This is a genomic window from Streptomyces sp. 796.1, from assembly GCF_047525675.1.
In the GTDB taxonomy this organism is placed as follows: Bacteria; Actinomycetota; Actinomycetes; order Streptomycetales; family Streptomycetaceae; genus Streptomyces.
In genome coordinates this window covers 1-26465 of the sequence record NZ_JBLIWA010000060.1, presented here as the reverse complement: position 1 = coordinate 26465, position 26465 = coordinate 1, and the positions used below count along the sequence as shown (strand labels likewise).

General features: G+C 73.2%; 19 protein-coding genes, 1 tRNA gene and 2 pseudogenes. 10 read left to right on the top strand and 12 right to left on the bottom strand.

The genetic code is table 11. The annotated features are described in order from the left end of the window. Positions 1-108: 108 nt before the first annotated feature. Together ACMA1D_RS29660 and ACMA1D_RS29655 are read right to left on the bottom strand one after the other, a co-directional pair. Positions 109-798, bottom strand: coding sequence for a TetR/AcrR family transcriptional regulator (locus ACMA1D_RS29660; RefSeq protein ID WP_349993633.1), 690 nt, complete (start codon positions 796-798; stop codon positions 109-111). After that, a complete protein-coding gene (locus tag ACMA1D_RS29655; RefSeq protein WP_414727073.1) occupies positions 798-1799 on the bottom strand; it encodes an acyl-CoA desaturase in 1002 nt (333 codons plus the stop codon). The genes ACMA1D_RS29660 and ACMA1D_RS29655 overlap by 1 nt, the downstream gene beginning before the upstream one ends. A 316-nt stretch (positions 1800-2115) precedes the next feature. Here ACMA1D_RS29655 and ppc point away from each other — a divergent pair, with 316 nt between their 5' ends. Beyond that, the gene (gene ppc, locus ACMA1D_RS29650) at positions 2116-4836 is read left to right on the top strand and encodes a phosphoenolpyruvate carboxylase (RefSeq protein WP_414727082.1); all 2721 of its coding nucleotides are present in this window, start codon (positions 2116-2118) and stop codon (positions 4834-4836) included. 247 nt (positions 4837-5083) lie between these two features. Here the strand turns inward: ppc and ACMA1D_RS29645 are convergent, their stop codons facing one another. Then, entirely contained in the window at positions 5084-6382 is a 1299-nt protein-coding gene (locus tag ACMA1D_RS29645) for a sialidase family protein (RefSeq protein WP_414727072.1), read from the bottom strand. 290 nt (positions 6383-6672) lie between these two features. Here ACMA1D_RS29645 and ACMA1D_RS29640 point away from each other — a divergent pair, with 290 nt between their 5' ends. After that, complete coding sequence (locus tag ACMA1D_RS29640; protein ID WP_414727071.1) at positions 6673-7110, top strand: hypothetical protein; 438 nt, start codon at positions 6673-6675, stop codon at positions 7108-7110. Between the two features lie 6 nt (positions 7111-7116). Beyond that, entirely contained in the window at positions 7117-7506 is a 390-nt protein-coding gene (locus ACMA1D_RS29635) for a hypothetical protein (protein WP_414727070.1), read from the top strand. A gap of 191 nt (positions 7507-7697) precedes the next feature. On the opposite strand, the gene ACMA1D_RS29630 is transcribed toward ACMA1D_RS29635, so the two are convergent. The 4 genes from ACMA1D_RS29630 to ACMA1D_RS29615 all read right to left on the bottom strand — a co-directional run bounded on the left by ACMA1D_RS29630 (position 7698) and on the right by ACMA1D_RS29615 (position 12146). Next, positions 7698-8192, bottom strand: coding sequence for a hypothetical protein (locus ACMA1D_RS29630; protein WP_414727069.1), 495 nt, complete (start codon positions 8190-8192; stop codon positions 7698-7700). A 677-nt stretch (positions 8193-8869) separates the two neighbouring features. Beyond that, positions 8870-9460 carry an aminoacyl-tRNA hydrolase gene (gene pth / locus ACMA1D_RS29625; RefSeq protein WP_414727068.1) on the bottom strand — a complete coding sequence of 197 codons (591 nt, stop codon included), beginning with the start codon at positions 9458-9460 and terminating at the stop codon, positions 8870-8872. A gap of 231 nt (positions 9461-9691) precedes the next feature. Further along, positions 9692-10276: a 50S ribosomal protein L25/general stress protein Ctc gene (locus ACMA1D_RS29620; protein WP_414727067.1), complete on the bottom strand. Its 585-nt coding sequence runs from the start codon at positions 10274-10276 to the stop codon at positions 9692-9694. 235 nt (positions 10277-10511) lie between these two features. After that, on the bottom strand, positions 10512-12146 hold the full coding sequence (locus ACMA1D_RS29615; RefSeq protein ID WP_414727066.1) for a penicillin-binding transpeptidase domain-containing protein: 1635 nt from the start codon (positions 12144-12146) through the stop codon (positions 10512-10514). Positions 12147-12376: 230 nt separating this feature from the next. On the opposite strand from ACMA1D_RS29615, the gene ACMA1D_RS29610 reads away from it, so the two are divergent. Both ACMA1D_RS29610 and ACMA1D_RS29605 read left to right on the top strand, forming a co-directional pair. Next, positions 12377-13777 (top strand): LysR substrate-binding domain-containing protein, encoded by a 1401-nt coding sequence (locus ACMA1D_RS29610; protein ID WP_414727065.1) that lies wholly within the window; start codon positions 12377-12379, stop codon positions 13775-13777. 251 nt (positions 13778-14028) lie between these two features. Beyond that, complete coding sequence (locus tag ACMA1D_RS29605) at positions 14029-14895, top strand: serine hydrolase (RefSeq protein WP_414727081.1); 867 nt, start codon at positions 14029-14031, stop codon at positions 14893-14895. 361 nt (positions 14896-15256) lie between these two features. Here ACMA1D_RS29605 and ACMA1D_RS29600 read toward each other — a convergent pair whose 3' ends face one another. The 3 genes from ACMA1D_RS29600 to ACMA1D_RS29590 all read right to left on the bottom strand — a co-directional run bounded on the left by ACMA1D_RS29600 (position 15257) and on the right by ACMA1D_RS29590 (position 18079). Further along, positions 15257-16234 carry a ribose-phosphate diphosphokinase gene (locus tag ACMA1D_RS29600; RefSeq protein WP_414727064.1) on the bottom strand — a complete coding sequence of 326 codons (978 nt, stop codon included), beginning with the start codon at positions 16232-16234 and terminating at the stop codon, positions 15257-15259. Between the two features lie 73 nt (positions 16235-16307). Next, positions 16308-17750, bottom strand: coding sequence for a bifunctional UDP-N-acetylglucosamine diphosphorylase/glucosamine-1-phosphate N-acetyltransferase GlmU (gene glmU, locus ACMA1D_RS29595; protein WP_414727080.1), 1443 nt, complete (start codon positions 17748-17750; stop codon positions 16308-16310). 257 nt (positions 17751-18007) lie between these two features. Next, positions 18008-18079 (bottom strand) — tRNA-Gln (locus ACMA1D_RS29590). Positions 18080-18837: 758 nt separating this feature from the next. Between ACMA1D_RS29590 and ACMA1D_RS29585 the strand changes: the two are divergent. Both ACMA1D_RS29585 and ACMA1D_RS29580 read left to right on the top strand, forming a co-directional pair. Then, positions 18838-20208: pseudogene (locus ACMA1D_RS29585) on the top strand (sensor histidine kinase); the annotation flags it as partial. 376 nt (positions 20209-20584) lie between these two features. Continuing rightward, positions 20585-21709, top strand: a complete 1125-nt coding sequence (locus tag ACMA1D_RS29580) for a methyltransferase (RefSeq protein ID WP_414727063.1) — start codon at positions 20585-20587, stop codon at positions 21707-21709. A gap of 70 nt (positions 21710-21779) precedes the next feature. Here the strand turns inward: ACMA1D_RS29580 and ACMA1D_RS29575 are convergent, their stop codons facing one another. Continuing rightward, a complete protein-coding gene (locus ACMA1D_RS29575; RefSeq protein WP_414727062.1) occupies positions 21780-22289 on the bottom strand; it encodes an SUKH-3 domain-containing protein in 510 nt (169 codons plus the stop codon). A gap of 4 nt (positions 22290-22293) precedes the next feature. Further along, positions 22294-22839, bottom strand: coding sequence for a YwqJ-related putative deaminase (locus ACMA1D_RS29570; protein WP_414727061.1), 546 nt, complete (start codon positions 22837-22839; stop codon positions 22294-22296). 189 nt (positions 22840-23028) lie between these two features. On the opposite strand from ACMA1D_RS29570, the gene ACMA1D_RS29565 reads away from it, so the two are divergent. The 3 genes and pseudogenes from ACMA1D_RS29565 to ACMA1D_RS29555 all read left to right on the top strand — a co-directional run. Beyond that, positions 23029-23889, top strand: coding sequence for a sensor domain-containing protein (locus ACMA1D_RS29565; RefSeq protein WP_414727060.1), 861 nt, complete (start codon positions 23029-23031; stop codon positions 23887-23889). Positions 23890-24035: 146 nt separating this feature from the next. Continuing rightward, the gene (locus ACMA1D_RS29560; RefSeq protein ID WP_414727059.1) at positions 24036-25013 is read left to right on the top strand and encodes an SMI1/KNR4 family protein; all 978 of its coding nucleotides are present in this window, start codon (positions 24036-24038) and stop codon (positions 25011-25013) included. Between the two features lie 5 nt (positions 25014-25018). After that, a pseudogene (locus ACMA1D_RS29555) lies at positions 25019-26465 on the top strand (hypothetical protein); the annotation flags it as partial.

Genomic DNA, 26465 nt, shown 5'->3' with positions numbered 1-26465 from the left:
GGCCCAGGGGATCTCCACCCCCAACCGGCCCGACCCCGCCCACCAGGCCGTTTCCGGCTCGGTGTGCGGGGTCGGGGTGGGCGCCCGGACGGGCCAGGCGGGCCCGGGTCAGTTCTTGCGGTGGCCGATCAGACGGGGCTTGGGCTCCAGGCCGTCCAGGCCGTGCCAGGCCAGGTTGACCAGATGGGCGGCGACCTCCGACTTGCGGGGCTTGCGGACGTCCAACCACCACTGGCCGGTGAGCGCCACCATGCCGACCAGCGCCTGCGCGTACAGCGGGGCCAGCTTGGCGTCGAAGCCGCGGGCCTTGAACTCCAGGCCCAGGATGTCCTCGACCTGGGTGGCGATGTCGCTGATCAGCGAGGCGAAGGTGCCCGTGGACTGGGCCACCGGGGAGTCCCGCACCAGGATGCGGAAGCCGTCGGTGTACTGGTCGATGTAGTCCAACAGCGCGAACGCCGCCTGTTCCAGCAGCTCACGCGGGTGGCCGGCGGTCAGGGCGCCGGTCACCATGTCCAGGAGTTGCCGCATCTCGCGGTCCACGACCACGGCGTACAGCCCCTCCTTGCCGCCGAAGTGCTCGTAGACCACCGGCTTGGAGACCCCGGCCTTGGCCGCGATCTCCTCCACGGACGTGCCCTCGAAGCCGCGCTCGGCGAAGAGCGTGCGACCGATGTCCAGCAGTTGCTCGCGCCGCTCCTTGCCGGTCATGCGGATACGGCGGGCCCGCCGGCCGCCGGTGCTGCCGGATCGGCTCCTGTTACTGCTGGTGTTGCTGTCGATCGCCACGTCCTCCATCATGCCGCGCCGGCGGTGTCCTTCACTCGTTCGGCGGTGGTGTCCTGACGCCGGGCGTCGATGCGGTTCTCAGAGGGCCAGCGCACGTCGTACGCCCAGCCCGCCTTCTCGAACCAGCGGATGATCCGCGCGCTGGAGTCGAGCTGGCCGCGCAGCACCCCGTGGCGCGCGGACGTCGGGTCCGCGTGGTGCAGGTTGTGCCAGGACTCGCCGCAGGACAGCACCGCCAGCCACCAGACGTTGCCGGAGCGGTCACGGGACTTGAACGGGCGCTTGCCGACCGCATGGCAGATGGAGTTGATGGACCACGTCACGTGGTGCAGCAGCGCCACCCGGACCAGCGAGCCCCAGAAGAACGCGGTCAGCGCGCCCTGCCAGGACCACGTCACCAGACCGCCGATCAGCGGCGGCAGGCCGAGCGAGACGATCGTCCACAGCACGAACTGGCGCGAGATGCTGCGCATCGCCGGGTCCTTGACGAGGTCCGGGGCGTACTTGTGCTGCGGGGTCTGCTCCTCGTTGAACATCCAGCCGATGTGCGCCCACCACAGGCCCTTGAGCAGCGCCGGAACCGTCTCCCCGTACCGCCACGGCGAGTGCGGGTCGCCCTCGGCGTCGGAGAACTTGTGGTGCTTGCGGTGGTCGGCCACCCAGCGGACCAGCGGGCCCTCGACGGCCAGCGAGCCCGCGATCGCCAGTGCGATCCGCAGGGGCCGCTTCGCCTTGAATGAACCGTGCGTGAAATAGCGGTGGAACCCGATGGTGATGCCGTGGCAGCCGATGTAATACATCACGACCAGCAGTCCGAGATCCAGCCAGCTAACCCCCCAACCCCAGGCCAGCGGGATCGCCGCCAGCAGGGCGACGAAGGGCACGAAGATGAACAGCAACAGGGTGATCTGCTCGACCGATCCCTTGCTGTCGCCGCCCAGCGTCGCGGACGGAAGCATTGATTCCGGGGTTTTTTGCGCGTCGTCGATCACGTCGGGGCTTGCAGTCATGGGTTCCCTCAGGGGGGTCGGGACACGGCTACGCATACGTAACCTACGGCTACGTAAGTATGGCAGGGCCGCGACCTAGGACAAGAGGGCTGTGGACAACCGGCGATGCGGTGCCCCCGACCAGGGGACCTATCCTGGTGCGGTCGGACAGCGCGGTCCGCAAAGTCGCCCAAAGTGCTCGTACTCGCAAGGAGCCGCACCTGTGAGCAGTGCCGAGACCGCCAGCAACGCCAGCCCGGTCCCCGAAGACGCGCCCACCACGACCACTGCCGGAACCCCCGGGGAGGCCCAGGACGTCGCCCGGCGGGGCGCCGCCCTGCGGGCCGACATCCGTCGCCTCGGAGACCTGCTGGGTGAGACCCTGGTCCGCCAGGAAGGCCGTGACCTGCTCGATCTCGTCGAGCGGGTGCGCGCCCTGACCCGTACCACCGCCAAGGACGCGGCGGCCGGCGACCAGCCGGGCGACACCGCGGCCGAGCTGCTCGCCGCCACCGATCTCCAGACCGCGGCCAAGCTCGTACGGGCCTTCTCCACCTACTTCCACCTCGCCAACGTCACCGAACAGGTGCACCGCGGCCGTGAGCTGCGGGCCCACCGGGCGGCCGAGGGCGGCATCCTCACCCGCACCGTCGACCAGCTCAAGGACGCCGACCCGGACCACCTGCGGGAGACCGTCGCTCACCTGAACGTGCGACCCGTCTTCACCGCGCACCCCACTGAGGCCGCCCGCCGCAGCGTGCTCAACAAGCTCCGGCGCGTCGCCTCGCTGCTCGACCGGCTCGCCGCCGAGGGCGACAGCCGGCGCACCCAGCTCCGGCTGGCCGAGAACATCGACCTGCTGTGGCAGACCGACGAGCTGCGGGTGGCCCGCCCGGAGCCCGCCGACGAGGCCCGCAACGCCATCTACTACCTGGACGAGCTGCACGCCGGCGCCGTCGGCGACGTCCTGGAGGACCTCGCCGCCGAGCTGGAGCGGGTCGGCGTCGAGCTGCCCGCCGGCACCCGCCCGCTGACCTTCGGCACCTGGATCGGCGGCGACCGCGACGGCAACCCCAACGTCACCCCCGAGGTGACCTGGGACGTGCTGCTCCTCCAGCACGAGCACGGCATCACCGACGCCCTCCAGGCCGTCGACGACCTGCGGGCCGCGCTCTCCAACTCGATCCGCAACGGCGGCGCCACCGACGAGCTGCTGACCTCGCTCCAGGCCGACCTGGACCGGCTCCCCGAGATCAGCCCCCGCTACAAGCGCCTGAACAGCGAAGAGCCGTACCGCCTGAAGGCCACCTGCATCCGGCAGAAGCTCATCAACACCCGCGCGCGGCTCGCCGCCGGCACCCCGCACCAGGCCGGCCGCGACTACCTGGGCACCGCCGAACTCCTCGCCGACCTCCAGCTCGTCCAGGAGTCGCTGCGCCAGCACCGCGGCCAGCTCATCGCCGACGGCCGCCTTGAGCGCACCATCCGCACGCTCGCCGCCTTCGGCCTCCAGCTCGCGGTGATGGACGTACGCGAGCACGCCGACGCCCACCACCACGCGCTCGGCCAGCTCTTCGACCGGCTCGGCGAGGAGTCCTGGCGGTACGCGGACATGCCGCGCGACTACCGGCGCAAGCTGCTCGCCAAGGAGCTGCGCTCGCGCCGCCCGCTCGCCCCCTCGCCCGCCCCGCTGGACGCCGCGGGCGCCAAGACGCTCGGCGTCTTCAGCACCGTCCGCGAGGCGTTCGAACGGTTCGGGCCCGAGGTCATCGAGTCGTACATCATCTCCATGTGCCAGGGCGCCGACGACGTGTTCGCCGCCGCGGTGCTGGCCCGCGAGGCCGGCCTGATCGACCTGCACGCCGGCTGGGCCAAGATCGGCATCGTGCCGCTGCTTGAGACCACGGACGAGCTCCGCGAGGCCGACCGCATCCTGGACGACATGCTGGCCGACCCCTCCTACCGGCGGCTGGTCGCGCTCCGCGGCGACGTGCAGGAGGTCATGCTCGGCTACTCGGACTCCTCCAAGTTCGGCGGCATCACCACCAGCCAGTGGGAGATCCACCGGGCCCAGCGCCGGCTGCGTGACGTGGCGCACCGGCACGGCGTACGGCTGCGCCTCTTCCACGGCCGCGGCGGCACCGTCGGGCGTGGCGGCGGCCCCACCCACGACGCGATCCTCGCCCAGCCCTGGGGCACCCTGGAGGGCGAGATCAAGGTGACCGAGCAGGGCGAGGTCATCTCCGACAAATACCTGGTGCCCTCGCTGGCCAGGGAGAACCTGGAGCTGACGGTCGCCGCCACGCTCCAGGCGTCCGCGCTGCACACCGCGCCCCGCCAGTCGGACGAGGCGCTGGCCCGCTGGGACGCGACCATGGACACCGTCTCGGACGCGGCACACGACGCGTACCGGGCGCTGGTGGACGACCCGGACCTGCCGGCGTACTTCTTCGCCTCCACCCCCGTCGACCAGCTCGCCGAACTGCACCTGGGCTCCCGCCCCTCGCGCCGCCCCGACAGCGGCGCCGGGCTCGACGGGCTGCGGGCCATCCCGTGGGTGTTCGGCTGGACCCAGTCGCGGCAGATCGTGCCGGGCTGGTTCGGCGTCGGCTCCGGTCTGAAGGCGGCGCGCGAGGCCGGGCTCGACACGGTGCTGGACGAGATGCGCGAGCACTGGCACTTCTTCCAGAACTTCCTCTCCAACGTGGAGATGACGCTGGCCAAGACCGATCTGCGGATCGCCAGGCACTACGTGGACACCCTCGTCCCCGACGAGCTCAAGCACGTCTTCGCGGTCATCGAGGCCGAGCACGAGCTCACCGTCCGCGAGGTGCTGCGGATCACCGGCGGTAAGGAACTCCTGGACACCAACCCGGTGCTGAAGCAGACCTTCCGGGTGCGTGACGCCTACCTCGACCCGATCTCCTACCTCCAGGTCACCCTGCTGCACCGGCAGCGGCAGGCCGCCGAGCGCGGCGAGGAGGCGGACCCGCTGCTGGCCCGCGCGCTGCTCCTCACGGTCAACGGCGTGGCGGCCGGCCTGCGCAACACGGGCTGACCACCTCCGCGAACCCCGCGACCTGGCGGGCCCCGCCGCACGGGCCGGCCCGACCACCGCACGCACGCGCCCGGGACACCTCGTCTCGGGCGCGTTGTGCGTGGTGGGTGGGCGGTGGGTGGGTTGTGGGTGGGTTTGGGCGCCCGGTGGGTGCGCGGTGTGTGGTGCGCGGTGCGCCGCGGGTGTGTGGTGGGCGGGGTTACGCGGGGTGGCTGGGGCTCCCCGCGTACGGCGCCCCGGGGCGTCCTCAGCCGCAGTTCAGCGGGGTGCGGCGGAGTTCGATGCGTTCGCTGGACTTGGTGTCGCCGGTCTCGTAGAGGACGGCGACGGTCGACGGCCCGACCATCGCGAGGTCGGAGTAGGCCGCGGGGCCCGGGGCGATGGTGGCCGCCCGCTGCCAGGTGCGGCCGGAGTCCGTACTGCGCCGGAGCGTCAACCGCCGCCGTTCGCTGGCGTGCTCGGGGGCCGAGAACAGCAGGGCGGCGCAGTGGGCCCGGCCGGGGCCCGAGCCGCCCCCGCTGCCGGAGCCCGAGCCCGAGCCCGAGCCCGAGCTCAGGATGGCGCCGAGGTCGAAGTCGGCGCGGGCGCTCGCGGGGTCGCCGCCGGATTCCGTGTGCAACAGGGCGCCCTTGACGACCGGGGCGACCAACTCCGTACGGGGCCGGAAGGGCGTGGCGAAGCGCGTGCCGCCGTCGGCGCTGTACGTGTCGAGCCGGGTCGCGGGGTGGCTGCCGCCCTGGTCGCGGGCGTTGACGTAGAGGCGGCCGTCGGGCAGTTCGGCCACGGCGTTCTCGTCCGGCCGCAGGGTGCCGTCCGTGTGGTGGTCCAGGGCGCCGATCCGCCAGCTCACGCCGTGGTTGTCGCTGTAGAGGAGATGGGCGCCGGCGCCGTTTGCCGTGGTGTGGTTGGCGGCCACCACCAGTCGCCCCGGGTGCCGCCGGTCGAGCGCGATGCCGTGCCCGGGCCCGGTCGCGTACCAGCGCCACCCCGGGCGCTTGACGCTCGCGGTGATCTCCGTGGCCCGGGACCAGGAGCGTCCCGCGTCGGTGCTGCGCTGGAGGTAGACCCGCCGGCCGTCGGCGCGCGCCACGGTGCCCGCCTCGATCTGCGGCTGGGTGACGGCGCCGGACTGCCGGGTGGTCAGCAGGACCACGTCCCCGCTGGCCGCGTCGACGACGGGGGCCGGATTGCCGGCCACGTTCCGCCCGTTGTCCGCGACCCGGGCGAGCGGCCCCCAGTGGCACCCCCCGTCCGTCGAACGCCGACTCACCACCTCGATGTCCCCGTGGTCCGCGGCACTGCTCCGCCGCCCCTCCGCAAAGGCGATCAAGGTGCCCTCGGCACGCACCAATGCGGGAATACGAAAGGTGTGGTAGCCACCGGTCCCCGAAACGAAGGGCGTGGAAACGGAACAGGTGGCGGCTGCCCGGGTCTTCTCGTCCCCGTCCGCGCCCCACATCTTCGCGGTGAGCGGAATGGCCGCGACGACCAATACGAGGGCGGCGGGGCCCCACGGGCGTCTTCGGTGAACTAAGGCGTGGGTCATATGGGGACTATGTCATTCCCCGGGGGGAGTTGACTGGTGATTGCGCCATTTACGTGAGGGGGGCTGCTGATTGGGTGAAGGGGGGTGCGGGGTGCGGGGTGCGGGGTGCGGGGTGCTTCCCGAGCTCGCCGTCGGACGGGATCCGGGTGGGTCCGCGTGGGTCCGAGTAGGGAGGATGCGTTGGGGTGGTGAGAAACCGCCATCGTCGCTCCCATTACCCCCACTCGATCTGGGTGCTGGAAGCGACCTGATCGGGCCATTGGGTAGATGCAGGCGACCTCAAGCCGGGAATGCGACTGCGCACCCCCGACGGCGACCGGGCCGAGGTAAGCGCCGTCCGCGCCTTCCAGCGGCAGCAGCGTACGCATGACCTCACGGTGGCGGGGGTTCATACGTACTATGTGGTGGCGGGGGTTGCGCCGGTGCTGGTCCATAATTCCGAGCCGTGCGAAATTTCGACCCGCCGCGAGAGGGCTGGCGATATCGGCAAATACACCGATGGGGAGAAGACGCGGGATCCGGCGTCGCAGTGGTATCACGAGGAATTGAGCAATGACGAACTCCTGGACGGGATCAACAATCCTGACGCCGGAGACGGAATCCTCGTCTCGCGTGACGGCACGATTCTTGGAGGGCATCACCGCAAGGATGAAATCCAAAGAAGAATCCAGGACGGACGTATCGACCCGGATACGGAAATACGCATTGATGTCTACGATCCGGAGTAGTTTCTGATGCCTCTGATTCATTCAACTGACCCTGACTTTCGGGTGTGTCAGATCAGCTTCGAAACACTGCTGGCGATCCAGCTGGAAGCGGAGGAGCGGTCGTGGGCAACTCGGTGGTCATCGGTGGATGCGCTCCGCAGCCAGGTCAAGGATGGCAATGTCGTCCTCCAAGCGCTGATGCGAGAGGAGCGAGGAGGCGCTGTGCGGGCGTACAGGTGCCTCGTGTTGTTCTCGTCCGCGGACGGCAAGGAAGCTGGCGGAATCACCACGATCGATCTTGATCCGGCAAGGTTTGAATCGCTGGAACGGCTTGATCGCGACCCGGATGTTCGAAAGGCTCTTGTTCGAATGTTCTCTCTTGCGGCAGGTGGGATTTCGATGCTCTCGAAGCAGTGACAGATTCTGGGGTTTTCTGTAGTTGAACCTCTGTGAATTGAAGAGTTTTGAAGCACGGAGATTCTTCACTGCGGCCCAAACGCCTCTGGGGCCCGCTGATGTTCAGCGGGCCCCAGAGCCGTTCGCGCATGGGCGTAGACGTCAGCGGTGACGTCCTATGTCGGCGTGGCCGAGCGCGGAAGGAAGCCCCCTCACAACCCCAAAAACGCCGCCCCCAGAACCCCCACCCCCGCCAACCCCAGCCCCCACGCCGCGCGGTGCAGTCGCAGGGCGCCGGCCAGGAGGATGGAGGCGAGGAGGAGGGCGCCGCCGAGGGGGGCCCAGGAGTAGAGGAGGCCGGGGAGGTCGGTGCGGACCGCTTCCGTGGTACCTGGTTTGAGGACCACGGGGATGCGCTGGCCCTTGCCGTCGGTGACGGTGGCGTCGATGCGTACCGAGCGGCGGTCGTCGCCCTTGGCCGGGTCCGCGGTGAACGGGCCCGTGCACCAACTGCCGTGGCAGGACGCCACCGTGAACGTACCGCGCTCCTTCCCCTTGGTGAGCAGCGCGTGTTGGGCCGTGCCCCACGACGTCCACACCCCGGCCACCAGCACCAGCAGGACGAGCAGCGCCATCGCCACCTGCCGGCCGAGCAGCAACAGGCCGTACGCGGCCTCGCCCGTCCTTCGCAGCCGACCGCGGCGCACGCCTCGGGAAGGCCGGGAGCGGGAGGGCCGGGAGCGGGGCGCGCCGGAGTGGGAGGACCCGCCGTGTGAGGGGCCGCGTCGCGCCGCCCCGGCCCGCGGCTGGGCCTCGCGCGCCGCCCCCGTACCGGCGGATTCCGTACGTGAAACCCCCGTACGCGAAGTCCCCGTACGCGAAACCCCCGTACGGGCCCGTCCGGAGCGCGGTGGCGCGGAGTGGTGGGACGCGGGCGCGCTCGGGGAGCCGCCGGGGCGTGCCGTGCCGGGGGGTGCGCCCCGTTGTGCGGGGATGCGGCCCGCTGGCGTGCGGGGAGCAGCGGGGGAGGAGTCCCGCGCCGTGCTCTCGGAGCTCGTTCCGGTCGGCGCCATGGCGGCGATCCTTGGGCCTGGGGGGCGACCGCGTCAAGGCGCAGGTCATGCTTCGGCAGGACCGGTGGCTGCATGTCCGCAATGTCCGGCGCTGGCCCGGTGACCTGGTCCGAACCTTCCCCGCGCCCGCCCCGAGTCTCCCCGGAGCCGTGCCCGGGCCGTCGATCGACCCGCCTGGAGCTGCCTTGCGGCCCGTCCGAAGAGCTCTTCGGCAGGCGCCGCACCCGGCCGCCCAGGAGCACCCCGGACCGCCGCCCCGGACCGCCCGGCGGCGTACGTCCGCACCGACCGCGGCCGGCCACCCCCGTACGTCAGGAGTTGTACGTGCCCTGCGCGCGCTCCAGGCCCTCCAGGATCAGGGCCTCCACCGCGTCGGCCGCGCGGTCCACGAAGTAGTCGAGTTCCTTGCGTTCGGCGGAGGAGAAGTCCTTGAGGACGAAGGCGGCGACGTCCATCCGGCCCGGCGGGCGGCCGATGCCGAAGCGGACCCGGTAGTAGTCGGGGCCGAGTGACTTGGTGAGGGACTTCAGGCCGTTGTGGCCGTTGTCGCCGCCACCGCACTTCAGGCGCAGCGTGCCGTAGTCGATGTCCAACTCGTCGTGGACGGTGACGATCCGGGCGGCGGGCACCTTGTAGAAGTCGCTGAGCGCGGTCGTCGGGCCGCCCGAGAGGTTCATGTACGTCATCGGCTTGGCCAGCACCACGCGGCGGTTCGCCGGGCCCGGCGGGCCGATGCGGCCCTCCACGACCTGGGCCCTGGCCTTGTGCGCCTTGAACCGGCCGCCCATCCGCTCGGCGAGCAGGTCGGCCACCATGAAGCCCACGTTGTGCCGGTTGGCCGCGTACTCGGGGCCCGGGTTGCCGAGGCCCACCACGAGCCAGGGGCCGTCTGCGTCGCTCATCTGCATGCTCTCCGGTGGGTGGGGGTGGCTTGGGTACGGGGCGCCGCGCGGCGGGCGGGCGGGTTAGACGGTAGCGGTGCCGCTCGGCGGGGCCGTTCGGTGGTGCCGCTCGGCGGGGCCGTGGCGCGCCCCGGACGCCGCGCGCCGCCGGCCCGCCCGGGATGCGGGCGGAACGGCGGCGGCGGTGTGCTGCGGGTGACGTCCGCGAGGGGCGTCGGGTGGTACCTGGGCTCAGCCCTCGGCGCCCTCGGCCGCCTCGGTCTCGGCCGGGGCCTCGGCCTGCGCGGCGACGACCTGGAGCACGACGGCGTCCTCGTCGACGGCCAGCGTGGTGCCGGCGGGCAGGACGACGTCCTTGGCCAGCACGGAGTGACCGGCGTCCAGGCCCGCGACGGAGACGGTGACCGACTCGGGGATGTGGGTGGCCTCGGTCTCGACGGGCAGCGAGTTGAGGACGTGCTCCAGCAGGTTGCCGCCCGGGGCGAGGTCGCCCTCGGTGTGGATCGGGACCTCGACGGTGACCTTCTCGCCGCGCTTGACGGTCAGCAGGTCGACGTGGACCAGGAAGCCGCGGATGGCCTCGCGCTGGATCGCCTTGGGGATGACGAGCTCGTTCTTGCCGTCCAGGTCGAGCGAGAGCAGGACGTTCGGGGTCTTGAGCGCCATCATCAGCTCGTGGCCCGGCAGCGAGACGTGGACCGGCTCGGCGCCGTGGCCGTAGATGACGCCGGGAACCTGCTGCTCACGGCGGAGGCGACGGGCCGCGCCCTTGCCGAACTCGGAACGGAGCTTTACGGGAACGGTGACCTCGGCCATGGTGGCACTCCTCGTAGTCAGGGGATCTGGAAGCCGTCACTCGGCCTACGACAGACCTGCTACGAAGAGCGCGTCGATTACGGATGGGCCTTGTCTTGGGACAGGGCCTCCCTCGCCGAGCAACTCAACCACTCTACCCGGCCGGCCGCCCCGCACCAATTCCACTGCGCGGGGCCTGGGGAGCGTGGGTCGGGGCAGGCGCAGTCACCCCACGTACGGGGCGAGGCCGGCGCGCTCACCCCGCCGTCGCCGCCAGGACGTCGTGGATGACCGGGCCCGCCGAGTCCGAGCCGTGTTGGGCGCCCTCCACCACGCAGGCGATGGCCAGGGTGTCGTCGTACGCGACCAGCCAGCCGTTGTTCGGGCCCTCCTCGGTGACCTCGGCCGTGCCGGTCTTCGCTCCGACCTCGCCCGGCAGGTCGGCGAGTACCTTGGCGGTTCCGTCGGTCACGGTGTCCCGCATCAGCCCGCGCAGCGTCCGCACCACGTCCGGCGGCAGCTCCTTGGTGGTCGGGCCGCTGCCCTTGCGCGGCTTGCCTCCCTCCCGCACCAGGAGGGGCTGGTGGAAGGTGCCGGAGGCGGCCGTGGCCGTGGCCGAGGCCATGACCAGCGGGTTCGCCCGGAGTTTGCCCTGGCCGAAGAGTGCGGCCGACTTCTCCGTCTGGTCGCTGGGCACCGGCACCTCGCCGTCGAAGGAGGCCACGCCCGTCGACCACTCCTGGCCGATGCCGAAGTACGTGGACGAGAAGTCGGTCAGCTCCCGATCCCCCAACTTGTCGCGCAGGCTGACGAACGCGGTGTTGCAGGAGTGGATGAAGTCCTCACGGAAGGTGGCCCCGGGGATCTCGGAAGTTTCCACATTGTGGAACTGCTTGCCCACAGTGAGGTACTTCGGGCAGTCCACCACGTCGTCCGGCCGCACCGCGCCCTTGGCCAGCAGCGCCGCCGAGGTGATCACCTTCATGGTCGAGCCGGGGGCGTACGTGCCGAGGAACGCGCGGTTGAAGCCGCCGGCGGGGGTGTTGGCGAGGGCCACCACCTCGCCGTCGGCGATGCGCAGCGCGACCAGGCCCGCGTTGCGCCCCTTGGCGTGCCGCTGCAACGCCTGCTCGGCGGCCCGCTGCACCCGCGGGTCGATCGTCGTACGCACCGGCCCTTCCTCGGCGCCCGGCCCGCCGAACCGCGCCTCCGTGCCCCGTACCTCCTCCGTCCGCCGGTCGATGAGCTGCACCGCGCCGCGCGGCTTGCCCCCGCCGACGCCCAGGGCCTGGGCGATCGAGGGGTGCGCGGCGGTGGCGAGCCTGCGCCCTTCGCGGTCGAGCACCTGTGGCGCGCCGTCCTCGCGCACCAGCCGGAACTTGGCCCGGTCGGTCAGCTTGGGGTGGATCACGCCGAGTTCCCACTTCACCCGCCAGGTGCCGGGCCCGTCCGCGGCCCCGGTCGCCCCGCCGTCCTGGCGCACCAGCGGCAGCGTCGACCGGTACTGCCAGGTGCCCAGGCCGCCGACCGGCAGTGTGGCGGCGAACGGGACGCTCGCGCCGTCGTCGCCGTCCCGGGCCGTGCCCCGCTCGGCCGTGAACGACGGGCGCTCCACGTCCAGGCCCAGCGTGAAGTTCCGCAGCGTGGTCTCGGCCCGGTCCGGCGCGTCGGTCAGGGCGGCAGCCTTCGCCAGGTCGCCGGCCGCCCAGTGACCGAGGAAGGCCCGGGCGGTACGGAGCGCCTGCGGGTCCGCGCCGCGCGGCGCCGATCCGCCCTCGTCCGCGCCCCACTCGGCCACCGCCCAGGTGCCGCCGCCGACCACCAGCGCGCCGGCGACCAGCACCGTCAGCCCCGTACGCCGTCTCCTGCTGCCCGCCCGATAGCTGCCCACCCCACGGCCCTCCCTCGTGTTCCGCCTCGTGCCCCGCCCCACTGGCCGGCCGCCGGAGGTCGTCCGGGGCCCGTCGGCGGTGCCGCGTACGCCAGATCACGCCGCGTACGCCAGGTCGGCGCCGCCGTGCGGCGGCGCGCCGTCCCCGGCAGCAGAACAGAGTCCTGGCCCCTCAGTCCAAGACCCTTATCGCCAAGAAACCCATAGGCATCTGCCTATCATTGCTGGTCATGGACCTGCTGCGGCATCTGCGCTACTTCCGCACCGTGGCCGACGAGCAGCACTTCGGCCGGGCTGCGGAGCGGTTGCGGCTGGCCCAGCCCTCGCTGTCGCAGCGGATCCAGCGGCTGGAGCGGGAGCTTGGGGTGCGGCTCTTCGACCGGGGCAGCCGCGGGGTCTCGCTCACCCCGGCCGGGCGGCTGGTGCGCGCGGAGGCGGACGCGCTGTTGGCCGCGGCCGACCGGCTCGACTCCGTCATCGCCCAGGTCCGTGCCGGTACCGCCGGCACGCTGCGCGCCGCCGTACCGCCCGACCTCGGCGGGGCCGCCGTCGCCGCCCTCCTCACCGGCTACCGCCACCGCTCCCCGGGCGGCAGCCTCGACCTGCGCGAACTCACCACCGTGCAGCAGGCGCGCGAACTGGTCGCCGGCACGCTGGAGGGCGGCGTCGTGCGCCACCCGTGCCCGGCCGAAGGGCTGGACTTCGGGCCGCTGCTGCACCAGCCGCTCGGCGTGCTGCTGCGCGCGGACGACCCGCTGGCCGCCCCGCCCGCGGTGCCGCTGGCCGAACTGACCGGCCGTGACCTGGTGCTCTTCCCGCGCGCCGCGGCCCCCGCACTCTTCGACGAGACGCTGACCCGGGCCGCGCGGCACGGCTGCACCCCGGCCGCCGTGCACGAGGCGCGCGGCGGCGACTTCGCGCAGGCGCTGGTGCTGTCCGGCGCGGCCGTCGCGCTGTTGCCGAGCGCCGCCGGCGAACCGGGCACGGTCTGGCGCCCGCTCGCCGGTACGCCGCTGACCTGGCGCACCTCCGCGGCCTGGGCGCGGGACCGGGCAGGGCCTGCGGTACGGAGGTTCGCCGAGGCGGCGTACGAGGCGTTGCGTACGGGGGCCGGGATGGTGCCCGATGAGCTGGTGGGGGTGGCAGTGGGGGATTCCGGCTTCGAGCCGGCTACCGGCGCTGTGGCTGGCGCGGCTTCCGGGGCGGCTTCCGGGGTGGTGGGGCCGGCTTCCGGGGCGGCCTCCGGTTCTGGCTCCGGGTTGGCTTCCGGTACGGCCTCCGGGCTACCTTCCGATTCGGCTTCTGGGACGGCTCCCGGGTCACCTTCCGGTACGACTTCCGAGCGGCCTTCCGGTTCAGCTCCTGGCGCGGCCCGCGAACCGGCTCCCGCACCGATCGCCGAACCAGCCCCCGAACCGGCTCCCGCACCGGTCGCCGGATCGGCTACCGGGGCGACCCCCGTACCGACGTCAGGCCCGACGCCCGAGGCGGACCCCGAGGCGGGTCCCGCGGAGGTCGCCGAGCCGGTGGTCGCCGAGCCGGTGGTCGCCGAGCAGCCCGCTGCCGAGCCGCCGTCCGCCGGGCCCGTGCCCGGCCTCTACCCCCGTCCCGCATCGGAGTTCCCGCTGTGACCGACCACGCCGCGGGGCGCCCGCGTACCGGCGCCGTACCGCCCGCCCCACACGAGCGCGGCACACGGGAACCCGCTGCTCCCGGCCGCGTGGCTGCCGGTCCGGGCGGCGCCGTACCGCCCGCCGGGCCGGCGCCCGCAGCCGCGGCCCCCACCGAAGGCCATGCCGCGCCCACCGCAGCCACCACGGCCGAAGCCACCCCCACCGCCCCCGCCCATCCCCGCCGCGCGGGGCGCGGGGCGGCGCGGGCCGTGGCGCGGATCAAGGACGCCTTCGCCGATGCCGGGGTCACCGGGCTGCTGCACGCCCGCGACATCGACAGCGGGGCGGAGCTCGGGACCGGCGCCGACACCCTGATGAGCACCGCGAGCGTGCACAAGGTGTGCCTGGTCAGCACGGTGTTCCGGGAGGCGGCGCAGGGGCGGCTTGAGCTGACCCGGCAGGTGGAGGTGGCGCCCGAGCGGCGTACCAAGGGGCCCACCGGGCTGGCCGTCATGCTCGATCCGGCGCGCCTCTCGCTGCGCGACCTCGCCGCGCAGACCGTGGCCGTCAGCGACAACACGGCGGCCGACGTGCTCTGGGACGAGGTCGGCCTGGAGACCGTGAACCGCACCATGGCCGAACTCGGCCTGACCAGGACCAGGGCCGTGCACTCGATGCGCGACCTGGTCGCGTCGATGGTGGCCGACGCGGGGCCCGCCGGGCCCGCCGCCCTGGTCGAGCCGGCGACCGTGGCCAGGCTGCGGGTGCTCGACCCGGCCCACACCAACCACAGCACCGCCCGCGAGCTGACCGCGCTGCTCGCCGCCGTCTGGCGGGACGAGGTGTGCGGCGGCGAACACGGCGAACTGCTGCGCCGGGTGCTCGGCCTCCAGACCTGGAGCCACCGCCTCGCCTCCGGCTTCCCCTTCGACGACGTGCAGGTCAGCGGCAAGACCGGCACCCTGCCCACGCTCCGGCACGAGGTGGGCGTGGTCGGCTACCCGGACGGCGGTCGGTACGCCGTGGCCGTGCTCACCCGCTCCGCCAGCACCGCGATCACGCTGCCCGCCGCCGATGCGGTGATCGGTACGGCCGCCCGGATCGCGGTCGACGCCCTCCGCGCGGGCGTCAGGTAGTTCAGGTAGCTCAGGTAGCGCCCCCGCCCGATGGCGCCGCGCGGGCCCGCGCGCAGGTCCCCGCGCGGGCCCCCCGCTCCCCGCGGAATGCCTCCGCGAGCGCCTCCGTATCTGCCTCCGGGAACGCTTCCGCTTGCCGTTCTGATCGGCTTCCACCTGGCCTCCGCTTGCCCTCCCCGGGGGCCCGCCAGGACACCCCACGGACCTCACGCGTACGGCACACACGCCCCTGCACACGCCGGCGAACACGCCGAAGGCCGCTCCCCGAGATGGGGGAGCGGCCTTCGGTGCGGAGGGCAGCGGAGTCAGCGCCGGCGGATCGGTCCCGCCGTCCGAGCCCCGCTACCTACCTGCTGAGTCGTTACGCCTGCTCTTCGAAGAGGCTCGTGACGGAGCCGTCCTCGAAGACCTCGCGCACGGCGCGGGCGATGGTCGGGGCCATCGAGAGGACGGTGACCTTGTCCAGCTCGATCTCGTTCGGGGTCGGCAGCGTGTTGGTGAAGACGAACTCGCTGACCTTCGAGTTCTTCAGGCGGTCGGCGGCGGGGCCGGAGAGCACGCCGTGCGTGGCCGTCACGATGACGTCCTCGGCACCGTTGGCGAACAGCGCTTCGGCGGCGGCGCAGATCGTGCCACCGGTGTCGATCATGTCGTCGACCAGGACGCAGACCCGGCCGCGGACGTCACCGACGACCTCGTGCACGGTGACCTGGTTGGCGACGTCCGGGTCGCGCCGCTTGTGCACGATGGCCAGCGGCGCGCCGAGCCGGTCGCACCAGCGGTCGGCGACCCGTACCCGGCCGGCGTCCGGCGAGACGACGGTCAGCTTGGAGCGGTCGACCTTGGCGCCCACGTAGTCGGCGAGGATCGGCAGCGCGAACAGGTGGTCCACGGGGCCGTCGAAGAAGCCCTGGATCTGGTCGGTGTGCAGGTCGACCGTGAGGATGCGGTCGGCGCCCGAGCACTTGAACAGGTCGGCGATCAGCCGGGCCGAGATCGGCTCACGGCCGCGGTGCTTCTTGTCCTGCCGGGCGTAGCCGTAGAACGGCACGATCACGGTGATGCTGCGGGCGGAGGCCCGCTTGAGCGCATCGATCATGATGAGCTGTTCCATGATCCACTTGTTGATCGGAGCCGTGTGGCTCTGGATCAAGAAGCAGTCGGCGCCGCGCGCCGACTCCTGGAAGCGAACGTAGATCTCGCCGTTGGCGAAGTCGAATGCCTTGGTCGGGACCAGGCCGACGCCCAACTGCTGGGCGACCTCCTCGGCCAGCTCGGGGTGGGCGCGGCCGGAGAAGAGCATGAGCTTCTTCTCGCCGGTCGTCTTGATCCCGGTCACAGCAGATCTCCTTGGATTTCACTTCGCGTGCGCTTCCCCACGGTACGCCCCACTTGGCGCACCCCCCACACGCTCACTGATCGGACTCAGGCTCCTGAGTGGCTGCCTGAGCGGCCTGCGCGGCGGCACTTCCTGGGCGCTTTCGAGCCACCCAACCCTCGATATTCCGCTGCTGTCCACGGGCGACAGCGAGCGAACCCGGGGGCACGTTCTTGGTGATGACCGACCCGGCGGCGGTGTAGGACCCGTCCCCAATCGTGACAGGAGCCACAAACATGTTGTCCGAACCGGTGCGGCAGTGCGAGCCGACGGTGGTGTGGTGCTTCTTCTCGCCGTCGTAGTTCACGAAGACGCTGGCGGCACCGATGTTGGTGTGCTCGCCGATGGTCGCGTCCCCCACGTACGACAGGTGCGGCACCTTGGAGCCCTCGCCGACCTGCGCGTTCTTCATCTCCACGTACGCGCCGGCCTTGGACCGCGGCCCGAGGTCGGTGCCCGGGCGCAGATACGCGTACGGGCCGACGTTGGCGCCCTCGCCGATCCTGGCGCCCACCGCGACGGTGTTGGCGACCGTGGCGCCGGCGCCGACCGTGGTGTCGGTCAGCCGGGTGTGCGGGCCGACCTCGGCGTGCGCGGCCAGATGGGTGGCGCCGATGAGCTGGGTGCCGGGGTGCACCAGGGCGTCCGGCTCGAAGGTGACGGTGACGTCCACCCAGGTGGTGGCGGGGTCGACGACGGTGACGCCGCTGAGCATCGCGTCCCGCAGCAGCCGCTCGTTGAGCAGCTTGCGGGCCTCGGCGAGCTGGACCCGGTTGTTGATGCCGACGATCTCGTGGTGGTCGGCGGCGACGGCCGCGCCCACCCGGTGGCCCGCCTCGCGCAGGATGCCGAGGACGTCGGTGAGGTACTCCTCGCCCTGGCTGTTGTCGGTGCGGACCTTGCCGAGCGCATCGGTCAGCAGTTGCGCGTCGAAGGCGAAGACGCCCGAGTTGATCTCGCGGATGGCGCGCTCGGAGTCGCTGGCGTCCTTGTGCTCGACGATGGCGGTGACGGCCCCGCTGGCCTGGTCGCGCACGATCCGGCCGTAACCGGTGGCGTCCGGCACCTCGGCGGTCAGCACGGTCACCGCGTTGCCGTCGGCGGCGTGCGTGCTGGCGAGCGTGCGCAGCGTCTGGCCGGTCAGCAGCGGGGTGTCGCCGCAGACCACGACGACCGTGCCGGCGAGCGCGATGCCGCCGGCGCGCAGCTCGTCCAGGCCCATCCGGACGGCGTGCCCGGTGCCGTTCTGCTCGTGCTGGACGGCGGTGCGCACCTGCGGGTCGATCTCCGCGAGGTGTCCCTGCACCTGGTCGCGGGCGTGTCCGACGACGACGACGAGGTGTTCGGGGTCGAGTTCGCGGGAGGCGGCGACGACGTGGCCGATCAGGGAGCGACCGCAGATCGCGTGCAGGACCTTGGGGGTCGTCGACTTCATCCGGGTGCCCTCACCCGCCGCGAGGACGACGACGGCTGCCAGCGGGTCCTCCCCTGACCGAGTGGTGCCGAGATCACGGGGAAGGTTGGCGCTCACGGGGAAACCCTTCGGCTCTTTCGGGAGGTGGACATCCGAAGGATACCGGTGCGTATCAGAGGGGACCTGCGGGCGGGTCCGGCCGTGGACGCCCTGAATGGAAGGCGTTTCGCGGGGCCTCGTGGGCACTGGGCGTCGCGCGGGGTCCGTACGCACCGGACGGTGAACGGGGGTGACGGTATGGAGTGAAGGTGCGGGTTGGGCTCCCCCGCCAGGACTCGAACCTGGACAAATGGCTCCAAAGGCCACTGTGCTGCCGATTACACCACAGGGGATGGTCAGGCGGGCCATACCGGAGTTGCTGATCGGCTGACCGCGCGGCCCCCCACACTATGCCGTACGCGGAGCCCTCGATGCGAGGGGGAAGCCCTGCGGGCGGCGTGCGGGGGTGCTGTCCTGGCGGGGTGCGGGGAGTGGTGTGGGCGTCCTCTGCTCCTCTCCTCTTTCTCCTTCGGCTCTTGCCTCGTGCTCCTCCCTTTCTTCTCTCCGCCCCTGTCTTCGTCTCGGCCGGGGGCTCCGCACCGCCGCCACCGCTCGGGGGCGCGCCGGCACCGCGGCGTGATCTCCCGTATGACCTTCGGCGGATTCCGTGCCGTTCGCGGGCGGCGCGAAATCCATTGCTTTTCGCAGGGTGCGCCGCGTTCCGTACCGCCCCGCCGTTCGCGGGCCTTTCGCGTACCCCTCGCGCATTTCTCGTGCGCGTCCCGTGTGGCCCGCGCGCCCGGTGGGTCCGGCGGGCGGTCGGGGCTGCCGGGCCGGTACGGGGCGCGGCCGGTGTGCCGTGTCGGATTTCTTCACCGCTTCTCCGGGCGATCTGCTCCACTTCCGCGCCAGCGGCGTACATTCGGCGTGCATCCGGCCCGTGGGGCGGCGCGGGGCGCGGGGGCGTGTCCGGCGCGGTCGGATGGTTTGGCGGGGAACCAGTTCGGGATTCTGGTTTGCGCGTAAAACCGATTCCCTCCGGAAATCGCCCGAGTTCCCTGCCGCGCGCTCCACCGGAAAAGAAGTGGCCGCCCCCCGTACGCTGGCAGGTATGACGACGACGGGGGAAGCCGTGGAACCGGGTGCGCGGGGCGCGCCGGGCGGGCCGTGGTGGTGGGAACGGCGCCGCAGCATGGTGTTCGACGTGGCGATAGCCCTTGCGTCGGCGGGCGAGTGCCTGCTGGAGGGCATGGACTTCGCCGGCGAGGCGAACATCCCCAGTGGGCTCGGCGCCGTCCTCGGCCTGCTTGTCGGCAGCGTGCTGCTGGTGCGGCGGCGGTGGCCGATCGTCGTGGTGCTGGTGTCCATCGCCGCCTCCGCGGCCTCGATGGGCGTCCTGCTGACGATCATCGGCCTGTACTCGATGGCCGCGGCCGGGCTGCCGCGCCGGGTCCTCGGCGTGCTGTCCGGCATGTCGATCAGCGGCACGCTGATCGTCACGCTGGTCAAGTTCCGGCAGGACATGGCGCAGGACGGGTACGACCCACCGGTGTGGGTGGCCGGCATCGTCGCGCTGCTGATGGCGGTGGGCGTCACGGTGCCGCCGGTGCTGTCGGGGTTGTACGTGGGCGCGCGGCGCCGGCTGGTGGAGAGCCTGCGGGAGCGGGCGGACGGCCTGGAGCGGGAACTGTCGCTGCTCGCCGATCGGGCCGAGGAGCGCGCCGAGTGGGCGCGGAACGAGGAGCGGACCCGCATCGCCCGCGAGATGCACGACGTGGTCGCGCACCGGGTCAGTCTGATGGTGGTGCACGCGGCGGCCCTCCAGGCCATTGCGCTCAAGGACCCGCACAAGGCGTCGAAGAACGCGGCCCTGGTGGGCGACATGGGGCGGCAGGCGCTGACCGAACTGCGGCAGATGCTCGGCGTCCTGCGGGCCCACGAGGGCCAGGGCGGCGGGCGGGCGGACGTCGGGGCGGTGCCGCTGGCGTCGGTGGCGGCCGTCGCGTCGGCGGCCACCTCGTCCGCCGCTGCCGCCGCGCCGTCGGCGTCGGCCGCCGGGTCGGCCGCGGCCGGCGCGCCCCGGTCGCAGCCCGAACCGACCGGCCCGTCGCTGTGCGAGCTGGCGGTGCTGATCGAGCAGTCGCGGGCGGCTGGCATGACGGTGGAACTGCTGGAGGAGGGCGAGGACCGGAGCTACGCGGCGGCGGTGGAGGCCACCGCGTACCGCGTCGTCCAAGAGGGCCTGACCAACGTGCACAAGCACGCGCCGGGCGCCGAGACCCGGGTACGGCTCGCGCGGCGCCCGGCCGAGGTGGCGGTGCTGGTGGAGAACGGCCCGTCCGACCAGGCGGCGGCCGATGCGGGGTTGCCCAGCGGCGGCAACGGGCTGGTCGGGATGCGCGAGCGGGTGGCCTCGCTGGGCGGCGGCTTCGTGTCGGGCCCCACCGACGCGGGCGGCTTCCGGGTCTCGGCGGTCCTCCCCGACCGCGCGGCCCGCCCCCGGCCCACCGAACCCACACCCCCCGCACCGACCCCCGCCACGACGAACCCCCCGGTCGGCCCGGCCGCCCAGGCCACCGCGTACGAGGGCCGCCCCCCGGCCGTCGAGGAGCGGACGACCGTACCGGACCAGGCGACACCGGCCCGCCGCGCGCAGGACCGGACGGCGGGCGAGCCGGCGCTGGCCGAACCGGCCGCGTACGGCGCCGCGGCCCCGGTGGCCGAACCGGTGGACCAGGGCGGCGGCTCGGCGGCTTGAGGGAGTGCCCCCGCCGCGGTCGACGTGCCGGGCCGCTGACTACGATCCGGTGCCAGCAGATCGTTGATCTTTCGGTGCGTGACGGCGACGGGAGAGAACCATGGATCGTCCGGGTGGTAGTCCGACTGGTGTGCCGAGCGGCGCGGAGGGCGCGCAGCCGTCCGACCCGGACCCGGCCCAGGCCCCGGATCCGGGCCCGTTGCTCGATCTGCTCGACGGCTTCCGGCGGACCAAGGTGCTCACCACGGCGGTCCGGCTGCACCTGTTCGACCTGTTGGCCGAACGCGGGCCGTTGCGCGCCGACGAGGTGGCCGCCGCGCTCGACCTGCGCGAGCGGCCCGCCACCCTGCTGCTGACCGCCTGCGCCGCACTGGACCTGCTGGCCGGCAACGCCGACGAGGGCTACCGCAACTCCCCGGCCGCGCAGGCGTTCCTGGTCTCCACCGGCGCCGCCTACCTCGGCGGCTACATCGACCTGGTGGAGGAACAGCACTACCCGGGCTGGGGCGAACTGCTGACCAGCGTGCGCGATGACCGGCCCGCGACCTGGGACGCGGCCGGCCAGGAGGAGGCGTTCGCGGACCAGGACGGCGCGGGCCAGGGCCCCGGCGGACGGATCGAACTCTTCTGGAAGGCGATGGCCTCCGCATCGGCGGCGATCGCCGGTGCGGTCGCCGCCTCGTACGACTTCGCGCCCCACCGCCGGCTGCTCGACGTCGGCGGCGGCCCCTCGGACCTCAGCGTGCGGCTGTGCCGGCAGGTGCCGGGGCTGCACGCGACCGTGTACGACCTGCCGCAGGTCGTCGCGCTCACCGAACGCCGGATGGTCGACCTCGGCCTGGCCGACCGGGTCCGTACGGTCGGCGGCGACCTGCTGGGCGATGCGCCGCTGCCCGGCGGACACGACCTGGTGGTGCTGAGCAACGTGCTGCACATGTGGGACCGGGAGACCAACGAGGCGGTCCTGCGCAAGTGCCACGCGGCGCTGGACCAGGGCGGCACGCTGGTGATCGCCGAGGCGTTCGTCGACGACGACGGCTCAGGGCCGCGCGGCGCGGCCCTGATGAGCCTGCACATGCTGGTCAACACGGCCGGGGGCCGGAACTACTCGCGCGCGGCCTACGAGGCGATGCTGACCCGCGCCGGCTTCGCCCGCACCGCGCGGCTACCGGTGGCCAGCGAGGTGGCGGCGGGCGTGAACGGGCTGCTGGTCGCCCACAAGTAGCCGCAGCGGCGCCCCGTCTCGCCGCGCCCCGCACCCGCGGTGCGCGGCGCCCCGCACCCGGCCCGGTAGCTCAGGCGCCCGTCTCGCCGAGCGTCAGTCTGGTGGGGCGGGTGCCGGTGACCAGGGTGGTCAGGGCGCGGTCGATGTCGCCGCCGAGGAACCAGTCGCCGGTGTGGTCGAGGCTGTAGACGCGGCCTTCCGCGTCGATCGTCAGCAGGGCCTGGCCGTCCGCCTCCTGGCCCAGCGGGCAGACCTCGGTGCCGAGGGCGCGGCCGAGGTCGGTGAGGGTGCGGGCCAGGTGCAGGCCGTGCAGCGGGTCGATCCGGAACGGGGTGGGCGCGAGGTGTCGGCCGGTGGCCGGCGGGCGGACGTGCAGCCCGCCGAACTCGGCCCACGCCTCGACGGCCGCGGGGAAGATGATGTGCCGGTGCCCGCCGGGGGACTCGTGGGCCCGTAGGGCGTCGGCCCAGGTCTCGGCCTGCCGGATGTCCCAGCGGCCCGGCGTCCAGCCGGCCTCGCGCAGCGCGGCGTCCAGCGCCACGGGGAACCGGGTCGCGGCCGTACGGTCGAAGGCGCGCATCACGTCAGCCTCGCTTCTTCGGCTGGCCGGCCTGTGCCGGGGCGGGGACGTCCACCGCGCGGACCCCGAACTGGATCAGCAACGGGGCACAGGAGCGGCAGGGCGGGGCGTACGAGCCGTGGGCCGGGTCGCCGTCCTCGCGGATGTGGCGTGCGGTGATCTTGGCGTGTTTCAGCGCCCGGCGGGCCTCACCCTGGGTGAGCGGCTTGCGGGCCGCGCGCTTGCTGCGGCTCGACTCGGCGTGGGTGAGGAACCGGGAGAGCAGGATCGCTTCCGGGCAGCGGCCGGTGAACCGCTCGCGCTGACCGCTGCCGAGCGTGTCGAGGAAGTCCTGGACCAGCGCGTGCAGCACGGGCGGCTGGTCGCCCCGGCCCGCGGTGCAGGTCAGCGTCTGGCCGCGGACGGAGAGCGCCGCCCCGACGGTGGGCAGGATGCCGTCTCGCCGGTGGAGTAACACCGGTACGGCGTCCCGGCCGTCGGTGTTGCTCCAGCTCAGCCGGGGGTCGCCCGGTGCGGACACGGCGTCGCCGCGATCCTGTGTGGTGTGCATGGTGGTGCTTCCCTCCAGGTGCAATCCCCCTGTTGCGGGGGTCAGCCTGCCAAATGGGACGCGTGGTGCGGAAGTCAGGTGTGCCCCGATGCGGGTTGCCGCCCGATACGTCACCGTCGCGTGACGGGTAGTCGCTGTGGGGGCGACACACCGTGCGTTTTCAGCCGATGGTCTGAGACAGTGCGACCCATGCGTACACACATCCGGCGCGCCGCGGTCGCCGCCGTCGTCGTTCCCCTGCTGGCCGTGTCGGCCGCGTGTTCCGGCGGTGCGGACGGCGGGGGCCCGGACGACGCCGGCGAGCGGGGACGGACCGGCGCCCGGGGCGCCGACCGGAGCCCGGGCGGCGAGGCCCCGCAGGACGGGCCGCAGGGCGGGGCGCAGAACGGGGCGGAGGGCGGCACCGGTGCCGACGCGGGCCCGAACGCCGGTGGTGGGGGCGGCAAGGAGTCGCGCACCGCGCCACTGGACGACGGCGCGCTGCGCCGCGCGCTGCTCCGCAAGGGCGACGTACCGGGGTACGAGGTGCGCCGCGGCCCGGCCGACGCGCTGCCCGCCGAGGCGACGCTCGCCGCCGACCGCCCCGCGTGCCAGCCGATCGCCGACGCGCTCGGCTCCCGCCCGAAGTACCCGCGGACGGGTTACGTCTCGGCCAGCCTCACCAAGGGCGACCTGACCCGCGCGCCCGGCGGCACCCTGACCCAGCTCCTGCTGGCCGCCTACCGCTCCGGCGACGCTCAGAAATGGCTGGCTGACCTGCGCGGGGCGGTGGCCGGCTGCCCCGGCTTCACGGCCAGCGACAACGAGGGCGACCACCAGTCCCTGACGATCACGCCGGGCGGGAACCTGGCCGTGGGGGACGCGTCCGTGAGTTTCCTCATGCGTGACAAGGCCGGAACGGACGCACCGGTGTCCATCACTGTGGTACGTACCGGGGACAACACGGCCACGTACCTGTCCGTCGGGACGAGCGGCAAGCCCACGCCGGTGGCGCGGGCGGTGGCGTACGAGCAGCACCGTCGCATCATGGACGCCGGGAAGCTCCCGTAGCGCCTCCTTCGCGGAAGATGGCAAATTTTCCTAGGGAATGAAGGGGTCTGTCCCGGGCGGCCCGGGGGGTTGCCGGGGGCGGTTCCCGCGGTTGCGCCACCGCATAGGCTGTCGGTAGTAGCCAGCAGCAGCAGGGGGCAACCGCCATGACGACAGGTCGGCTCGGGCACACCGCGCCACCGAACACGGCCTACGCCGGGCAGGTCGTGCACTTCCCGGACCCGGTCCGGGCTGCCCGACACCCGCACGGGGTCCGGGTGGACGAGAGCGGCTATCCGGACTTCACGCCGTACGCCAAGGCGGCCGTGGAGATCGCGGAGCCCCCGGACGGGTTCGGCGTCGACGAACTGCGCCTGACGGACTTCGTCTCGGCCAACGCGGCCCTGCACGCCGCGGGCCACGAGCTGTGGGACGGCGGCACCTCGTCGGTGGCCACGCCGCACGGCTGGACCTGGCACCACGTCGCCGGGACCCGCCGGGTGCAGTTGGTGCCGGTCGAGGTGAAGGCCCTGCTGCGGCACCACGGCGGCCTCGCGACGGCCGGCGTCGACCAGGACAAGCGCGGCACCAGGCCGCTCCAGGAGACCCGCCCGGTCCACTTCGGGCTGCCCAAGCGCGGCCTGTCGGTCACCGAGGACGAGGTGCTCGGCGTCGAGGAGGACCTCGGCTACCGACTGCCCGACGCCTACCGCGCCTTCCTGAAGGCCGCCGGCGGCTGCGCCCCGGTCGGCGCGGCGCTCGATCCGGAGCTCGGTCTCCTGGTCGACCAGCCGTTCTTCACGGTCCGCGACGAGGCGGCCGTCAACGACCTGGTCTACGTCAACAAGTGCCTGCGCGACCACTTCACCAAGGACTACCTGGGCGTCGGCTTCGTGCAGGGCGGCGTGATCGCGGTGAAGGTGCGCGGCGCGGCGCTGGGCTCGGTGTGGTTCTGCGCGTACGACGACGCCAGGGACCGGGACGGCTGGGGCGTGCAGGACCGGGTGGCGGAGTTGCTGCTGCCGTGCGGTGACGACTTCGACGCCTTCCTGCTGCGGCTCGCGGGCAACCCGCCGGAGTTGGAGACGGTGGCGAACTTGATGGTGGACGGCGGCTTCGCGTACGTCGTCCCGGTGGAGGGGTGAGCGCGATGGTGACCTTCGCGCAGGCGCAGGAGCGCGCGGAGCAGTGGGTCAACGGCGACGTCCCCCGCTACCAGCAGCGCGAGGTACGGGTGCGGGAGTTCGACCTGGGCTTCGTCGCCTGGGCCGAGGACCGCCCCGACGGCCCCTCACGGGCGGCCGGCACCCAGGGCGCCCGGCTGGTCATCGCCCGCGACAGCGGCGAGACCACGCTGTGGCCCGGGCTGCCGGTCGGCGAGGTGATCCGCCGGTACGAGGAGGAGTACGGGGCCGCAGCCGAGGCGCCCCCGGCCCCCGCCGCCCCCTCCGGCCGCCTCGACCTGGAGGCCACGTCGTTCCTGCTGACGCCCCCGGAGTGGCTCCAGGAGGCGGCGAACACGCTCGGCGGCGGCATCTCCACGCGCCGCCCGACCGGCGGCACGGCAGGTTCCGACGCGGCGGACGCCGGTGGGGCTGGTGGTTCCGGTGGGGCGGCTGGCGTTGCTGCCGGTGGCGCTGGTGGTACGGGGGGCGCCGGTGGTGCTGACGCCTCTGGCCGTACGGGCGGTGCCGCGAGTACGGGCGGTGCGGCCGGCACCGACAACTCGGCGAGTGTGGGCAACTCGGTGAGTACGGGCAATGCAGCGAGTACGGGCGGCGCGGGCAGTGCTGCCGGTGCGGAGGGTGTCGCCGGCGGGTCGGCGGCAGGGACGTCCGAGGGCGGCGCGCCCGCGCCCGGTGCGGCGGCCACCGCCCACTTCGGCCAGCGCGCCGACCGCGGGTCCGCCGCCGACGGCTCGGCCGGCTCGGCCGGGACGAGCGAGCGCAGCGGGCAGGGCGGTTCGGCAGGCTCAGCAGGCTCGGGCGGAGGGGCCGCCGGTTCGGCCGGCTCGCTCGGCGCGGGCGGCGCGGCCGGCGCGGCCGGTGCTGACGACGGTGCGGACGAGATCCCCACCCAGCCGATGGAGCCGCCGACCGGCTCCGAATCCGATGGTGCTGGCGCGCTCGGGGCACCCGGTGTGCCGGCGGCGCCCGGCGTCCCCGCCGCGCCGGCGTTCCCGGCCGCGCCGGGGTCGGCCTTCCCCGCGGCGCCGGGCTCCGGCTCCGGGCCGGCAGGGCCGTCCTGGGAGGACACCAACCACGGGGGCGACGACGGCGACCGTTCCGTCGCGCCGCCCGCCACCGTCTTCGCCCCGCCGCTCGCCTTCGACGACGAGGAGTTGCCGGCGCCGGGCGTCGCGTCCGAGGCGAAGACCGAGCTGATGTCGGCGGGCAGCGCGCTGCCGCCCACCGCCATCGCGCCCGCGATCGACGGCCCCTTCCCGCCGCCGGACGGCCCCCCGGCCAGCGGTCCCGGCGTCCCCGGCCCGCCCGGTGGCGCGCCCCACGCGCCCGGTGCCGCTGGCGCCGCGCCGGCCATGCCGCCCGGCCCGCCGACGCCCCCGCCGCCCGGCCCCGGCGGCCCGCTGCCGGGAC

Bases quoted from the DNA above. Each gene is read 5' to 3' on its own strand.
- ACMA1D_RS29645 (WP_414727072.1), bottom strand. From the start codon at position 6,382: ATGACCCACGCCTTAGTTCACCGAAGACGCCCGTGGGGCCCCGCCGCC.
- ACMA1D_RS29640 (WP_414727071.1), top strand. From the start codon at position 6,673: ATGCGACTGCGCACCCCCGACGGCGACCGGGCCGAGGTAAGCGCCGTC.
- ACMA1D_RS29575 (WP_414727062.1), bottom strand. From the start codon at position 22,289: ATGCGCGCCTTCGACCGTACGGCCGCGACCCGGTTCCCCGTGGCGCTG.
- ACMA1D_RS29620 (WP_414727067.1), bottom strand. From the start codon at position 10,276: ATGGCCGAGGTCACCGTTCCCGTAAAGCTCCGTTCCGAGTTCGGCAAG.
- ACMA1D_RS29655 (WP_414727073.1), bottom strand. From the start codon at position 1,799: ATGACTGCAAGCCCCGACGTGATCGACGACGCGCAAAAAACCCCGGAA.
- ACMA1D_RS29570 (WP_414727061.1), bottom strand. From the start codon at position 22,839: ATGCACACCACACAGGATCGCGGCGACGCCGTGTCCGCACCGGGCGAC.
- ACMA1D_RS29565 (WP_414727060.1), top strand. From the start codon at position 23,029: ATGCGTACACACATCCGGCGCGCCGCGGTCGCCGCCGTCGTCGTTCCC.
- ACMA1D_RS29610 (WP_414727065.1), top strand. From the start codon at position 12,377: ATGGACCTGCTGCGGCATCTGCGCTACTTCCGCACCGTGGCCGACGAG.
- pth (WP_414727068.1), bottom strand. From the start codon at position 9,460: ATGAGCGACGCAGACGGCCCCTGGCTCGTGGTGGGCCTCGGCAACCCG.
- ACMA1D_RS29635 (WP_414727070.1), top strand. From the start codon at position 7,117: ATGCCTCTGATTCATTCAACTGACCCTGACTTTCGGGTGTGTCAGATC.
- ACMA1D_RS29560 (WP_414727059.1), top strand. From the start codon at position 24,036: ATGACGACAGGTCGGCTCGGGCACACCGCGCCACCGAACACGGCCTAC.
- ACMA1D_RS29580 (WP_414727063.1), top strand. From the start codon at position 20,585: ATGGATCGTCCGGGTGGTAGTCCGACTGGTGTGCCGAGCGGCGCGGAG.
- ACMA1D_RS29660 (WP_349993633.1), bottom strand. From the start codon at position 798: ATGGAGGACGTGGCGATCGACAGCAACACCAGCAGTAACAGGAGCCGA.